General features: G+C 44.9%; 12 protein-coding genes. 6 read left to right on the forward strand and 6 right to left on the reverse strand.

All coding sequences use genetic code 11. The annotated features are described in order from the left end of the window. Nucleotides 1–152: 152 nt before the first annotated feature. The 5 genes from ACFO4O_RS14185 to ACFO4O_RS14205 all read left to right on the forward strand — a co-directional run bounded on the left by ACFO4O_RS14185 (nt 153) and on the right by ACFO4O_RS14205 (nt 4,520). Nucleotides 153–821: a DJ-1/PfpI family protein gene (locus ACFO4O_RS14185; protein WP_382409684.1), complete on the forward strand. Its 669-nt coding sequence runs from the start codon at nt 153–155 to the stop codon at nt 819–821. Further along, a complete protein-coding gene (locus ACFO4O_RS14190; RefSeq protein WP_382409686.1) occupies nt 814–1,194 on the forward strand; it encodes a hypothetical protein in 381 nt (126 codons plus the stop codon). Before ACFO4O_RS14185 ends, ACFO4O_RS14190 begins: the two co-directional genes overlap by 8 nt. Continuing rightward, a complete protein-coding gene (locus ACFO4O_RS14195) occupies nt 1,191–2,192 on the forward strand; it encodes a GlxA family transcriptional regulator (RefSeq protein ID WP_382409688.1) in 1,002 nt (333 codons plus the stop codon). Before ACFO4O_RS14190 ends, ACFO4O_RS14195 begins: the two co-directional genes overlap by 4 nt. Before the next feature lie 80 nt (nt 2,193–2,272). Then, on the forward strand, nt 2,273–2,848 hold the full coding sequence (locus ACFO4O_RS14200) for a hypothetical protein (RefSeq protein ID WP_382409690.1): 576 nt from the start codon (nt 2,273–2,275) through the stop codon (nt 2,846–2,848). Nucleotides 2,849–3,266: 418 nt separating this feature from the next. After that, complete coding sequence (locus ACFO4O_RS14205; RefSeq protein WP_382409692.1) at nt 3,267–4,520, forward strand: GGDEF domain-containing protein; 1,254 nt, start codon at nt 3,267–3,269, stop codon at nt 4,518–4,520. Here ACFO4O_RS14205 and ACFO4O_RS14210 read toward each other — a convergent pair. The 5 genes from ACFO4O_RS14210 to ACFO4O_RS14230 form a co-directional block, all read right to left on the reverse strand. Beyond that, nucleotides 4,515–7,676 carry an efflux RND transporter permease subunit gene (locus ACFO4O_RS14210; protein ID WP_382409694.1) on the reverse strand — a complete coding sequence of 1,054 codons (3,162 nt, stop codon included), beginning with the start codon at nt 7,674–7,676 and terminating at the stop codon, nt 4,515–4,517. The two genes, ACFO4O_RS14205 and ACFO4O_RS14210, sit on opposite strands and share 6 nt — an antisense overlap. Continuing rightward, nucleotides 7,673–8,794 (reverse strand): efflux RND transporter periplasmic adaptor subunit, encoded by a 1,122-nt coding sequence (locus tag ACFO4O_RS14215; RefSeq protein WP_382409696.1) that lies wholly within the window; start codon nt 8,792–8,794, stop codon nt 7,673–7,675. The genes ACFO4O_RS14210 and ACFO4O_RS14215 overlap by 4 nt, the downstream gene beginning before the upstream one ends. 220 nt (nt 8,795–9,014) lie before the next feature. After that, a complete protein-coding gene (locus tag ACFO4O_RS14220; protein WP_382409698.1) occupies nt 9,015–10,535 on the reverse strand; it encodes a lytic polysaccharide monooxygenase in 1,521 nt (506 codons plus the stop codon). Between the two features lie 439 nt (nt 10,536–10,974). Beyond that, nucleotides 10,975–12,831: a glycoside hydrolase family 9 protein gene (locus ACFO4O_RS14225; RefSeq protein ID WP_382409700.1), complete on the reverse strand. Its 1,857-nt coding sequence runs from the start codon at nt 12,829–12,831 to the stop codon at nt 10,975–10,977. Nucleotides 12,832–13,222: 391 nt separating this feature from the next. Then, a complete protein-coding gene (locus ACFO4O_RS14230) occupies nt 13,223–13,729 on the reverse strand; it encodes a DUF3087 domain-containing protein (RefSeq protein ID WP_382409702.1) in 507 nt (168 codons plus the stop codon). A 100-nt stretch (nt 13,730–13,829) separates the two neighbouring features. On the opposite strand from ACFO4O_RS14230, the gene ACFO4O_RS14235 reads away from it, so the two are divergent. Further along, entirely contained in the window at nt 13,830–14,387 is a 558-nt protein-coding gene (locus tag ACFO4O_RS14235; RefSeq protein WP_382409704.1) for a sugar O-acetyltransferase, read from the forward strand. Nucleotides 14,388–14,456: 69 nt separating this feature from the next. Here ACFO4O_RS14235 and ACFO4O_RS14240 read toward each other — a convergent pair whose 3' ends face one another. Then, a complete protein-coding gene (locus ACFO4O_RS14240) occupies nt 14,457–15,467 on the reverse strand; it encodes a fumarylacetoacetate hydrolase family protein (RefSeq protein WP_382409706.1) in 1,011 nt (336 codons plus the stop codon). Nucleotides 15,468–15,474: the final 7 nt, after the last annotated feature.

The raw sequence follows: 15,474 nt of genomic DNA on the forward strand, positions 1-15,474 counted from the left end.
GCTTGCAATTTTCAAGCATGCATACATGGCAGAAACGTATTATTATTTGTCATTTCTGCCAAATGTTAATTAACATATAGTACGCCCAGATTATTGAAAGATTGCCAAAAGCATTACTAAAAAATGTCACACTTAAACAAATGGAGCTTGCCATGCACTCACTTAAAATTGGGTTTTTAATTTTCCCGGGCATTACTCCTCTTGATGCCTTAGGTCCTGCGCAGTTTCTTGCACGGGTACCCGGCGCAGAGGTGTTCACAATATGGAAAAACCTAGAGGTCATTTCTACCGATGCGGGCTTTAATTTAGTGCCGAATACCACACTAAATGAATGTCCTCAATTAGACGTGCTCTGCGTGCCGGGCGGTTTTGGCACAGAAGCGCTTATGCAGGATGAAGAGGTATTATCGTTTATCCGCCAACAAGCACCTAAGTTAACCTATTTAACTGCCGTGTGCACCGGCTCCCTTGTTTTAGGCGCGGCAGGACTGTTAAAGGGAAAAAAGGCCACTACGCACTGGGCATGGCACGATAAACTCAGCGCTCTTGGCGCAGTGCCCACTAAAGCAAGAGTGGTAAGCGATGGCAATCTTATGACCGGCGGTGGCGTCACCGCAGGTATTGATTTTGGCCTGAGTCTAATCGCCAAATTAGTAGGAGATGATGCCGCGAAATTGGTGCAGTTGGGCATGGAGTACGACCCTCAACCGCCTTTTGACAGTGGCTCTCCCGACAAGGCCTCGTCAGAAGATGTTGCTTTCATTAAAAAAAGTCTAATTGAGCGAGCTCGTAAATTTGAACAGAGTCTTACTCATGAATAAGGTCATAACCATTGGGTTTTTAGTGGTGGGCATTATTCATTTGATTCCAGTCGTTGGTGTCTTGGGTATCCATAAAATTAATGATTTATACGGCCTATCAATTGCTGATCAAAATCTCGCAATTTTAATGCGTCACCGCGCCGTAATGTTTGGTTTGCTTGGCAGTTTTTTATGCTACGCCGCATTTATGAAAAACCTACAAATAATCGCATTAATTGCTGCACTTATAAGCGTAGTTAGCTTTTTACTGCTTTCGCTTTTTAATCCGAATTATAACCAAGCGATTCAAAAAATAGTGTCTGCAGATTATCTTGCTCTGGCTATTTTGTGTGTTGTTGCTGTTCTGATGTTTATTCAAGTTAAGTCGATATGAAAAATTTGACGACCTTAAACATGATGCCCTCTACACGACCAACAAATGTTGTATTTGTTGTGTTTGATGGCTTTCAACTACTCGATTATTCAGGTGTTGCTGCGGTATTTGAGATGGCAAATCGCTGTGCTAAAAAGCTGCTTTATGACTGCGTAGTAATCAACATAGACTTAAGCGCAAGCGCACGAGCATCTAACGGCATAAGTGTAAATATGACGCATATTGCTAATATCGACACACTGCAAAGCGATTTTGTGATTGTTGTTGGAGGCGAAGAGGAAGGTCTGCTTAAAGCCTTGGATAATGAGCCTGCCATGCAGGAATTTTCGTCACTTTGTGAACGGTCTAAAATGCAATGTTCGATATGTTCGGGTGCATTCTTTCTTGCCGCTATTGGCGCTCTAAATAATAAAAACGCGACAACGCATTGGTCGGCTGTAGATGTATTGCGTAGCAATTTCCCTAATATAAATGTGCGTGAAAATGTGCTCTACACAATGGATGGCAATACCTTTACCTCGGCCGGTGTGAGCACAGGTATCGATTTAGCGCTGGAGATTGTGGCTCAGCAGCATGGTGTAAGGCTGTCGAATGACGTAGCTAAACGGCTGGTAGTTAGCGCCCACCGACCGGCCAATGCCTCGCAAATTAGCTTATCGATGATTCAACAACAAGACACAGAGCATAATTTTGCTGAACTTATTCGGTTTTTACAGCACGCGATTAACAAAGAAGTGAGTGTAGAGGAAATGGCGGAGTTTACGCATATGAGTGAGAGAAATTTTGCGCGCAAATTCCACCAAGCCATTGGCATGCCGCCACATCGCTACTTTAAGTACTTGAAGGTTGAACATGCCAAGTCTTTGTTAAGCAGAGGGTATACGTCGTCACAAATCCAAGAAGCCATTGGTTATAAAACTGAGCTAGGACTCAACAAAGCCTTTGTTCAAGTAACCGGCATGACGGTGTATCAGTTAAAAAAACAAATGGCGATGTAGGTTAGCGTTTGCTCGATTTGACTTATATCGTTTATTTAGTAATCTTCGTATTGACTAATTTTTATACCAAGGAAAGTGATATGAAAGTGTTTCGAAGCAAAGGTTTGACTAAGTCATCAATGGTTTTGTCTTTGTCGATCTTGGCTTTTTATAGCCTATCGGCAAGCGCAGCTCCTACTGAGGCGAGTATGCAGAATGCTGAGCAACAGTATCAAAGTAACATTGAAGCAATTGATGTAATTGGCGACCGTCCGCTTTCGTATTACCGTCGTAATTTGGTAAAGCAAGAAAATGCGTTTTTTGACCTTATGAATCAGCTAATAGATGAAGACGATTTTAAAGTCACCTGCAAAAAGCAGCGTATGCAAGCATTTAGCCGTTTAAAGGCAAGGGCTTGCGAGGCAAATTTTGTATCGAGAATAATTGGTGAAGCAACCCAGCAAAATTTCGATTCCATGAGCCTCAGCTCAAGAATGGGTGGGCCTGATGGAGTAAACCTAGTGGCAGACGTTAAAATTCAGTTAGCTTTGAAGAAGCGCCAGCGCGAGCAACTTGAAGCAATGGTTGAAACTATCAACAACAACCCAGAGTTATTAAGTGCTTATCAGGCATTGGAGTTAGCAAAACAAAAAGTGATGTTGGCTCAGCAGCAATAAGGCTTTGCACACTTCGGAGTATCTAATGCTCTCTGTAAGCATTGCCTGATATTTGTATTGTAGGTCAGTTCATAATGTAGAAGATAATTTTAACTTCACTATCTCTTAAATAACGAAGACCACTTTGTGGCAAAAAGAATATAGTACTTTTTGATCTGCCACAACATCGCTCTGTCCATTGAGTCGGCGATGAAATTCTTTGCACCAATTCCCGCTTTGTCAAAAGCACCATTTTGTGAGTACTCAAATATGAGTTTCCAAGCAACTGATGATTTTAACCACTAACTTCAATTAATCAATTTCCAACTCTAGAATGCAAATAGCTTAAAAATTAAACGAAATAATCAATTAAAAAGCGCGGTCTCAGTATTTCTAACTATACTCAATAGACAAAGCTCTGCTCACCTGAGGAAAACTCATGAAGACCGCTAAAGCGCATTTAAGCAGTAATTTTTTTGAAATAAGCGACTTGATTGCTAGCGTTTCTGACGCCGTTGCGATTGTTGATTATGACGGATTCATGCTGTCTCAAAATGATCACTTCGATAATCTGCCTAAGACTTTACAAGATAGTCTCGTGCGTTCGTTGCGGCATCGTGAAAACGACAACACAAATTATTTAGTGATGGGCTATCAGGTGAAGTTGGTAGATTTAGAAATCGCGACTGCACTGATTGTTGAGCCTTACAATGGGCATTTAATATCAAGTAATCTACCCATAGCACAGCTTACGCGGGATTTTGAAGATCGTGATGATATATTTCAGATTGTCGCTCATGCTATTCAAGAAAGCTTAGCCTGGAAATGGGTTGCTATTACGCGTTTTATTGAGAAAGAGCGCTTAGAAGTGCTTACTTTTTTGCAAAACGGTAAAAAGCTAGAAAACTACCAATATGATATTGTCGGTACGCCATGTAAAACGGTTATCGACACCGTTAAGTTTACGTTTTTTGAAAGCGTTGTTTCAGTCTTTCCAAATTACAAAGCGCTGCAAGATTTAGGCGTAGCCACTTATGCTGGCTTGGTGTTTAAAAACGCAGCGGGTAAGCCTATTGGCCATGTAATGGCCATGCACGACACCGACCATGTCAATTACGCTCATGCTCAGCACGTTTTTGAAGTAGCAACGTTAACGCTCGCAGCGCATTTTAAATTAAACGATATAAATAAAAGATTACAAGATGCAAAGCATCTCGCACTTACCGATAAACTCACTAACATTGGCAATCGTTTAGCCTTTGATACAAAGCTAGAAACCATCGCTAGCACTTATAATCGTCGTAGCTCTGATGACTATACACTAGCGATGATAGACCTAGATAATCTCAAGCCCCTCAACGATACGCGAGGGCATGAGGCAGGCGATATATTTATTCGCTTAATGGCGAAAGAACTAACATACCTAGGTAGAGAGTCTGACGAAGTGTATCGCATTGGAGGCGATGAATTTGCCCTAGTGTTTAGTCAAAACGTAAGAAGCTCAATGCCCTCTATCTTAAAAAGGTTTGCAGACATCCAAACGAGGGTGTCTGCAAACCTTGGGTTTGAAATTGGAGCAAGTCTTGGTTTTGCCTCGCTGTCGGAGGTCGATGGAGACATGAAAGCATGGACTAAACTAGCCGATGCGCGTATGTATGAGAAAAAGAAGCTGAGGGAAAAGCGTTTATCATAGCGTCGAAACACTCGCTGCCTTTTGCACGCTGCTGACCTCATGTTTGTCTTTAAGTAAGCCCATAAGCAAAGCAGGTAAAAAGCTCAAGCTTAAGAACGTAGAAACAAAAATGCCGCATAGCACTATAATGCCGACTCCTCTGTAAAGCTCAGTGCCTTCGCCTGGCACTAGCACCAGCGGGGCTAGGCCAAAAATGGTAGTGGCGGTAGACATTAATATTGGCTTTAAGCGTTTTTGTACGGCAGCACGCACAGCGTCTTTCACTGAGTGACCGGCATCAATAAAACGCCGCGTTTGGTCTACAATTAATATCGGATTATTCACAACCGTGCCAAGTAATATTAAAAAGCCGAGCATAGTGATCATATCAAAGGGTTGATATGAGCCGTCTAATCCAATTGCGCCTAGCCCTGCGCTCACTGCATTTACTAAAACAAGTCCAAGCAAGCCGCCGGCCATACCCAATGGCACAGTGGCTAGTATAAGCAAAGGGTAGCGCCAGTGAGTAAATATAGCGACCAATAAGAGATAACAAAGCGCAATGGCAATCACAAAGTTACTCGAGAGCGATTCTTTTGTGGCTTCAAGCTGGTCAGCCGCGCCGCTGATGTTAACGCTAATGCCTTGTGCTATGTCGCCTTGCTGCCACAAAGCCGGCAAGAGCTCATTACGCACAATGCCCTCGGCGGTTTCTAGCGCAACATCACGCGGGGGGATGATATACACGGTAACGGTGCGACTGCCGTCAACTCTTCGCACGCTATCGCTATTTTTACTCTCAACCAAGTCAGCCAGTGCATTTAAAGGCAGCACGTTGCCTTGCGGCGTCACGATTGGTGTTGCCGCAAGCGCCTGAATATTCTGCTGGTTGCCTGCGCCGCTAAACATAAAAATGTCAATTTTGTCGTCGTTTAAAATAAACTCGTCTACATAGGCGCCGTCGCTGATAGCCGCGACCGAATAACCAAAGTCGCGATTGCTTATCCCAAGTTCAGATAGGCGCTGCCAGCGCGGACGAATTTCTACCAGCGGTTGTTCTAAAATTAATGAGCCGGGGTCAGAATTGAGCTGGGGATTATCAAAGCGCTTTTCGGCCTCAGCATATACCGCTTCTGCGGCGGCATATAAATCACGAATATTGCTGCCAGCCAAATCGACTGCCACTGCTCGAGTGCCGCCGTCGTTACTAGAAATTATTGAGCCGCGGGCAGAAAATGCGCGCATATTGTCAAAGCTTCTGAATTTTTTGGTAATGGCGTCCATCATCTGTTGAATGTTCGCAGGGTCCACAGGCGCACTTAAAAACCAAATGCTGCCAATAGATACCGACATATTGTAATAGGCCAGTGGAGGCATGTCGGTTTTTCCAGAGGCAAAGGCTTCCGGGTCGGCGTTTACGTATTCATTAAAATACACTCTGAGCTGTTCGCCAATCTTTTGCATTTCACTTAGATTGTAGCTGGGCGGTGCGCTCATTATTGAAAAGGCTTTTGGCTCCTCACCCTCTGGCAAATATTCGGCTGCCGGCATGAGTAGGTAAGCCCCTCCTAAAATCACCAGCGCGAACACGCTGCTATACATGCGCGCTTGGCTTTGGTTGTGCGTAAAAATATCAACCAGCGCTAACCATTTGCTCGACAGCTGAGGTTCGGCTTTTGTGCCGGCATTTTTCGAAGCTGTCATATTGGCCATCGCAACCGGCACAACAAAAATGGCAACGAGCATAGAAGCAATGATGGCGCCCGATATTGCAATGGCGATGTCGGAATAGAGTTGACCGGCTTCTTGTTCGATGAACAAAATAGGCGCAAATACCAATACTGTGGTGGCGGTTGAGGCAAGCACTGCGGGCCACACTTCTTGCACCCCTTCTATTGCCGCCTTAAACCGGTCTTTTTGTTGTTTTTTGGCCTGAATAATAGACTCGAGCACAACAATGGTGTTGTCTACCGTCATGCCAATTGCGAAGGCAACCCCGGCGAGCGATATTACATTGATGGTGCGACCAAATGCTAAAAGCGCTAAAAATGCAGCAATGGTGCATATGGGAATGCCAATAACGCCAATTAATGTTGAGCGCCCTGAACGCAAGAAATAGAACATGACTAAGGTAGCCAATACTGCCCCTAAACCCAGATTCACCCATACGTTTTTCAAGGAGCTAGACACATACTGCACATCGTCGCTAAACAGTTTCAGGTTAAGTCCGTTTTGCGAAAGTAAGGTTTGGTTAAGCTCTTCAACCAATGGCAGCAACTGCGCTTTTATATCAATCACGTTTGAGCCGCTTTCTCGGCGTACCGACATGGTTAAATTTCGCTCACCGTTTGAGTAAGACAAGCCGCGTGTTTCAAAGTGATCGAGTGTAATTTCGGCAATGTCTTTCAGGTAAACGTCACTTTCATCGATACGTGCAACGATTAAATTTTCAAGCTCACTGAGCTGTTCAAAACGGCCAACCACCCTGAGTAAATAGCGGCTCTGGCCGCTTTCTAAATCGCCAGCGGATGCGTCGGTGTTGCGCGTGCGTATAGCATCTCTCACTTGCGTTAAACTGATTGAGCGCTGAGCTAGGCTTGCGGCATCGACTTTTATTTGTATTTGTCGGGCAGAGCCACCGCGTACGTCTACCTGCGATATGCCGGGTACAGTTTCCATGCGAGGTCGAATATAGTCATCTGCAAAGTCTTTTAGCATATCTACGTCGAGCTGCATGGGGTTTCCTGGCAATGGCGCCAGTCTAAAAAACATAAATGCATTGCTTGAAAATGAGCTTGAAAATAGCCTCGGTTGGTCAACGTTTTCAGGGTAAGCTGGCACTTGACTTAAGGCATTGCTCACTCGAATCAGGGCGTCGTTCACGTCTACGCCAAAGGGGAATTCAAGCGCAATACTCGCAGAGCCCATTTCAGCAGACGAAATCATGCGCTGTAGGTTGGGTAAACTACGTAAGTAGCGCTCTTGTTCAATTAAAATTTCTTTTTCGATGTCTTGCGGGGTAGCGCCGGGCCAGCCGGTTTGTACAGTGATTGTTCTGACTTCTAAGTCGGGTATCATCTGTACTGGGATATTCAATGCCGACACCACACCTAATATACAGCCAATCAGTACAATTACAGTGACTAATATGCCGTGCTTAACAGTGGCTGCAATCATAGTGTGCGCTCGCTTACATCATTTGCGATGACGGCACTGCCGTCGCGTAAAATCTCCACACCAGTAATTATATAGGGTTTGTTAGCGGGTAAGCCCGACACGCTTACCTCACCGTTGAGTAAGTTAACAAAGGGAGTAATGATGCGTTTGGCTTTGCCGTTTTCAACGACAAAAACACTGCTGCCACCGTCGGGATGTTGTTTAACTGCTGACAAGGGCAAAATTAACAGGCGCTCTTCGCTATTGCCAAGCCCCTCGGCGCCTGCTTGACTTGGAATATCTATTTTTGCACGAGCCGACATCCCAGTGGCTAGCGCTGCATTGGCGCTTGAGGAAAGGGGTAAATCAATTTGCGCTTGAAATGCACGGCTACTGCTGTTCGACACTGGCACAAAGCGGCTAAGCGTAGCCTGAATATTGCCAAGCGACTGCACGTCTGGGATAACGGTAACCGGCACGTCACGAGCGTTTGCCAATAGATGATAGTATTGTTGAGGTACAAATACATTGAGTCGTAAGTGGTTGACATCGACTAAGCTCAACACAGTGTCTTGCTGACTTACCCACTCGCCGGCATCGACATCTCGCGACGCAATAATGCCGGTAAAAGGCGCCTCTAAGGTGTGCCGTTTTAAGATTTCTTGTTGTAGCGCTAAGTTGGCTTGCGCGCGGGCAAGTTCAGCCTCGGCATTTGCTAAAAAGGCAGCACGCTCGCCAATTAGGGTTTGCGCAACTACCTGCTGTTCAGAAAGCGCAAGTACTTCTGAATACAGCCGCTGTGCTTCTTTGAGGTTAACTTTTGCTGCCTGCAAGCTGGCTTTAGCGCTTGCCACCTGTAGCTTGCCAAGGTCATCATTTAAGCGCAGCAGTGCTTGGCCTTTTTCAACTTCATCGCCAATTTCAACAAATAGCTCATCGACCCGACCCGACTCAAGTGAGGCGAGGTTAGCATCTTGCTTAGCCTCAATAGTACCGCTTAATGTGAGGCTAATATTCTGCGTTATCTGATTTGGATAGATGACGTCTACTTCAATTGGCGCATCGTTTTGTTGGGCAACGCTTGAATTGCTAAACGCTTTAAAACAAATCAATACAAATAACACTGACAAACGCTGCATATATACCTCAAAAAATGGGTTTAAAAAGACTTTAAAAAAGTCACTTGTTCATTTTTTTTACTAACAATCTTGGCATTTTGATTAAAACAAAATGAGGCAAATTATATATTTATAATGGTAATGTGCATTTAACATAAGACGCATAAGAAACGGCGCCACATTTGGGCGCCGTTGAGGGTTTTTGAGTTAACTTATCATTGTGGAAAATGCATAGAGATGGTTAACGCCATACACCCCATTGCCCCGTAGTGCCAGGCTCGTCGCCTTGCGTCCACCACTGAGCGGTCCACACACGACCTTGATAGGTGACTTGGTCTCCTTGAAGGTAAACCGCACTAGCATTCCACGTGCCATCTGGAACCGTTGGGTCAGTCGGAACAGCCGGATCAGTTGGCTCAGTTGTTTCACCATCTACCGTCAAATTAAAACTGACAATAGCTTGAGCATCTGAATTGGGTAATGACAGGCTAAATGATAGCGTTTGCGCTGTTTGCGAGAGCAAGGAAGTATCAACAATCAGCTCGTTATTTGCATTTGTTTGCAGGTTGAGGCTTTCTCCGTCTGTTTGTGCCCAAACCGCGTCGTTGGCATTCGCGCCTACAACATCAGGTGTCAATAAAATCACGTCACCGTAGCTTACCTCACTGTCGTTTAGCTCACTGATGAGTTTAGCTGAGATAGCAACGGTTTCGTTGGGCGCTTGCTCGGCAGGGGTAATTGAAAATACACCGCTTGCACGTGCATCACGTGAATTAAAGAAGTTACCGTATAGGTCGTCTCTAAAATACATGTAATGCTCCATTTCAGGGTGCCATCGACCAATAAAGACATTGCCATTAAAGAAGTCTTCGTAGTAACCATTTACTTGAGCAGCCAAAAGCCTATCCCAGTCTTGGATGTTTCCTGCGTTTATCTCAAGCGAAAAGGCACTATGTTCAACGCCGTTTTTATTAAACACACTGAAATTGACAGAATCGCCAACCGACACCGAATTTAAACTAATGTTAGAGGGAATAAACTGGCTGCCTTGAACCAAATAAGGAACCACCGGCTCAACAGGGTCTACTGGAGGCTCAGGGTCTGTCACGTCGCCATTGACGATAGTAATATCGCTACAGTTATAAAAGCCTTCCCCCACAGGGTCTATTCGTTGCCATCTTACAAATAAGGTGGCATCGCCCGCTCTGTCTGAGGGAATAGTGATGTTTATACGATACTTCCCGTTTTCAACGGGCACATTACCCACCGTTTTTAAAAGAGACAGGTCATTCCATCTTAAAGGTTGGTTCAAATCGGTGTTTGGCTTACTTAGATAAAACTCCCAAAAGGAGGGGTTATGTGGTGCGGTAGCATTAAACACATACTCAAACTCACCAGGGTTTAGCTCGGTGCGCGTCCAATCAGAGCGTCCAATGCCAAAGCCCCGTTTTTGACTGTCGTTTGCATAGCATAAGGTACCATCTGGGACTGCACTGCGTACCGCTTGCTGATTGTTATAGTCTTGGATATTAATTGAAAATTCGTTTCTTTGTACCCAAGGATACGATCCTGAAATAGCTTTTGCCTCTGCGCACGCGGCGTTGGGCGGTGTACCACTCCACAGCCCACCTTGTTCATAACAAATTTGCTGACGCGCCGCTGGAAACTCTGACCAACCATGGGCTGCAGCGTTTAAGCTGCCTAATTGAAGAGTACCGGCGGCAATAAAAGATGCCCCCAGAATTAATCGATTGATGTTCATATTTGTCCTACCTTTTTGTAAGGAGCGCCACGTATACATGACGACATCAGCGGATTCGTTCCGCTTGTTTTTAGGTGTAAAACTCTCTTAAGTGAACTGCTCAATACCTAATGAGTTTCGCTTTGCGAGTAGGAAGTGTTAATGCTCTTTTTTGTGGTACTAGAGCTTATTATTTAAGGACGACCTTGCGATTGTCAGCCATTGATATTGCATAAAAAACAAACAGAGGTCTTTTTTTTGCGGCAAACCGACACGTTTAAAAGATAAAAGATGAAATTTTGCGACGAGTTGCATTTTATCTTGAATTATTTACGCCGATTAATGGGGTGAAATATTTTTGATATAGGCAAAAAAAGACCAGCCTTCTTGGCTGGTCTTTTAATTTGGTCTTTCAACATGAAGCCTGAATTACGTTATAAGCTCATATAGACCATGATGTTTAGTTAAAACCGTTCCACGTACGCAGTTTAGTATCTAGAGCTTTGTTGCTTAGCGGCTTGCCGCCATGCTTGCTATACATATAAATAAGCGGAGCTTGGATGGTTGAGTTGTAGTCTACGGTAGGTTCGTTGCCCGTCCAGTTTTGCTGGTCGTCAACAAAATCGTAGTCGTTTTCAGTTACGCCACCTAACAAGGCTCCCCAAAGCATATTTTTGTTTACGCCATTGAAGTCTTTACCGCCGCTAGCACCGCGATGGTGAATTTGCGTGCAGTTTTTGTTGGTGTTAAAGCCGCAGATGTAGCTCATATTTACTGGGTTTGAGCCAAGTAGATAATCTACCTGTGATTTGATATGAGCATCCCATCGGGTGTTATTTTTTGCTTTAGCATAAATCGACATGGTCATTAAAGCCGGTGCGACACTGCCGCTTGAGCCCCAGTTGTTGCTGTCGTGCAAAACGTAGCCGCCACTGGTGCGTTTTAGGTCTGCCCCAACGTCTTTCCAAGTATCAAAATACGCTTTGGCCTCTTTTTCTCTATCGGGATAATTGCCCCAAATTGATAGCAAGGTACTTACTAGTTGCTCTTGATGCTCAAAGCCTGCGGCCCACATACTTAAGTAGCGGTCATCCATGATGTTGTTCGCGTAGTCTCTATGGCTGCTATTGTTGGTTGCCAAATAAACGCCAAGAGAGCCTAAAGCAAGTTCGTCTTCATCGCCATTTGAGTTCTTATACACGGTCACAACGCCGTTGTTTTCACCTAAACCGCGGTATTTTTTAGCGAATTTCAGCAGCGCTTGCGACTGGTTTTTCAATTTCGCCGGATAGTCACCTCCAAGCACCTTGGAGCAAAAACCCATTGCGGCTGCGGCAAGGGCAACATAGTCACTGCCACGACGGTCTTTGTCTACAGTATAGACAGGACGCCAGTGTGAGGTTTGCTCTAGAGTTAGCCATTTAGGGTGATCGGTTGCGCTGTCAGACAACTGAACAACCAAACTCGTGGTATTCCCCTGACTGTCGCGGCGATGCGCTTTTAACAAGAAGTTGACGCCGTGTTTTATCTGAGTTTGAATTTCGTCATATTGACCTAGCTCTTGCAGTTCGCTTTTAAAGAAATGCGCGGTCACGCACATTGCCGCTATTGCTGAAAACTGCGCTTTGCCAAATAAAATATTGTCGCCAGCGTCGCCCCAGCCACCCGATAAATTACCGTCTGTTGAGGTATTAGAACGCCATGGCAAGCGTTTGTCGGTTAGCGTACCAAACTGATTCGCCGCAAAGAAGAGCGGAGTAAGCTGCAGTGCATGCCCGTAGTTATGCGTAGAGGTTTGCGGCTTTGGGTTACCTTCGTTCGCTGGCGGGGGTGTTGTGCCTAACACCGTGCGCGACCATTTCATGCTTCCCCAGCTTTCATTGTAATTGCTCATTACAAGGTCAGACCAATTTGCATTGGCCGTGTTATTAACGTATTTGCCTGTCCAGACGTTCTGCAAACGAACCTGACCCGAGCCTGCATTCTTGCGTCGCCACTTTTGGCTGCCCCAAGACTTATTAAGTGGAGCAGTTTTAACTTCTGCTCCTTCTCCTTGTGCAGTAGCAGTTAGGTAATGACCATTCCATTTGTTTTTATAACGAAACACGCCATTGCCTAAAGACTCCTCTTGCCATTTTTGGCTGTCCCAAGAGCTTTTGTTATTAGCACTTTTTACTACTGACCAAGCTTCTTTACTTGTAGCCGTGAGATAGCGCCCGCCCCAATTTTCTTTCAGGCGCACTGTGCCCGCAAGCGCTTGAGCAGATACTAATATGCCGAGCAAGACGACGCAGCAATACAAATAATACTTTTTCATGTTAATTCCTCAATTGTTGAGTGTGTGGTGAATTAATTATCGAGCACGACACTAGGCTTCGGGGATAAAACCGAGGATTGGTCGATAACAAAAAGCAACTGAGTAGCGAGAAAATGTATCAGTGCCAATAAAGCCAATTTGACTAGCAGATATGCGCGTTTAAATTTGCTTCATCCTTTGGCGTTTTTATGTGGTGATGTGGATGATGAGCCAAAAAAGCCTAAACCACTCACAAAGGCGTGTCGATCAAGAATAACGATTTGAGAAATTTTGTTAGCCAATTGTTAATTAAATGAAAATATTAACGCGTTTTTCAGGCATGTTTGTTACCGATAAGCGACAGTATGCTGGAGTGAATGGGTAAAAAGATGAAGCTAACTTATTAAAAATCTTAAAAATTATTGAGTAATTCCTCCTTGTAATTTTCTGCACTTAGCGTCACATTGTGTTTTGCCGCTAATGCATCTAACTGAGCCTGATTGACGGTAAGTTCGTCCATCATAATAGTGTTATCATCTAACTGCCAAAGCAAGCGAGAGCCAGCGTAGCTATACTGAATCGCATTCATCGCATCGACATTGCCTTGTTCGGCCGCTTTTTGTAGTTTGGTCATTTTACGATTAATCCGATTGAGCACTTTTTTAAGCTCCCATACATAAACCACTTCTGTCATAAAGCTGTGCCCACGAAAATGCTTTAGCGTAAGTCCAATAGCAATACTGGTGACGATTACGCCCAATAAATTCCAATGAAAATGGCTGCCGCTTGGGTCTGGAAACAAAGCGATTAGGCTTTGAGAGATGCCTAGGCTGCCGAGGGCCAATGAGACGATGCATGCCGCTATAACGCGATTCAAATGGCGTCGGTATCGCGCTTTATTAACATCTATTAACTTCACCTGTCATATCTCCTTTTTTGATTGCTACACAATTTACGTATGATGCACGTATTATGTATCAATTATATGCGTAAAGCAGAGCTTAATTAGGTGATTGTGGGTGACTAAGTTAACTGAAAAACAAAAGATGATGCAGGGCATTGAGTACTTTCCGAGTGATAAGCTACTTCAAAAAGAGCGTAGCGACGCCAAACGCATGTGCATGCAGTTTAATGCCCACGACATAGACGACAGAAAAGGCAGTCGTAAAATCATCAAAGCCCTATTTGGCGAGTGCGGCTCAGCTTGGATAGAACCTTATTTTTTCTGCGACTATGGATACAACATATCGGTGGGGAAAAACTTTTATGCCAATCATGGTCTCGTTATTTTGGACGCAGCCAAAGTGACCATTGGGGACGATGTGCTATGCGCACCAGGTGTATTGATATCAACAGCAACGCATCCGCTTGACCCAGTAAAACGTAAAAAAGGGATTGAATCTGCGCACCCTGTCACGATTGGCAGCAATGTGTGGATTGGCATGGGGGCTAAAATTTTGGATGGCGTCACGATTGGTGACAACTCGGTAATTGCGGCTGGCGCAGTCGTCAACAAAGATGTTGAAGCAGGCACCTTAGTCGCAGGGGTGCCTGCAAAAGTAATAAAAGCGCTGTAGACATCTTGCTTACACTAGCCTCTGAAAAATCAACAGACCCTAGTCACAAACAAGGTCAGCGCCTTTTGTCTAGTCTGCCTTTTTCACAGTTTGTGCAATCTTCCCAAATATGGACGCGCCGCTATTATCAAACATTTCAATACTGACACTATCGCCAAACTTCATGAACGGCGTGCTTGGCTTACCATTCTCAATGGTCTCTATCATGCGTATCTCTGCAATGCAGCTATAACCCACGCCGCCCTGTGCCACCGGCTTTCCTGGTCCGCCATCTAGCTTGTTCGATACCGTACCAGAGCCAATAATGGTGCCGGCCTCGAGCTTACGAGTGCGCGCAGCATGGGCAATTAATTGACCAAAGTGGAAAGTCATATCTATGCCGGCATGGGGCTCACCGAATTTGCTTCCGTTAAAATGTGATACAAGAGGTAAGTGCAGCTTTCCATCTTGCCATGCGTCACCTAACTCGTCAGGCGTAACGGCAACCGGGCTAAACGCGCTTGAGGGCTTTGATTGAAAAAAGCCAAAGCCCTTGCCGAGCTCGTTAGGAATTAAGCCGCGCAGTGATACGTCGTTAACAATCATAACCAGACGCACGTGGTTTATTGCACTGTGAGCGTCAATGCCCATGGGCACATCGCCAGTGATAACCGCAACCTCAGCCTCAAAGTCAATGCCGAAACCCTCATCTTGAGGCATGACAATATTTTCGCGCGGGCCTAAAAATGAATCAGAACCACCTTGGTACATCAATGGATCTGTCCAAAACGACTCTGGCATTTCAGCGCCTCGGGCTTTGCGAACAAGCTCTACGTGATTCACATAAGCACTGCCGTCAGCCCACTGATACGCCCGCGGCAAAGGAGATGAACACGCGCTTTGATCAAATGGACTTGAGGAAAGTTCGCCGTCTTCAAGTAGTTGCGAACGTTCGCGAAGTTTTGCTTCAAGATTTTCCCAATTATCGAGAGCCGATTGCAAGGTTGGTGCAATGTCAGATGCGCTCACCATAGATTGTAAGTCTTTACTCACAATAACTAGTTGGCCGTCTCGTTTGTGCTGTAAGCTGGCTAATTTCATTTACCTG

This window comes from Glaciecola siphonariae, assembly GCF_042652645.1.
Lineage (GTDB): Bacteria > Pseudomonadota > Gammaproteobacteria > Enterobacterales > Alteromonadaceae > Glaciecola > Glaciecola siphonariae.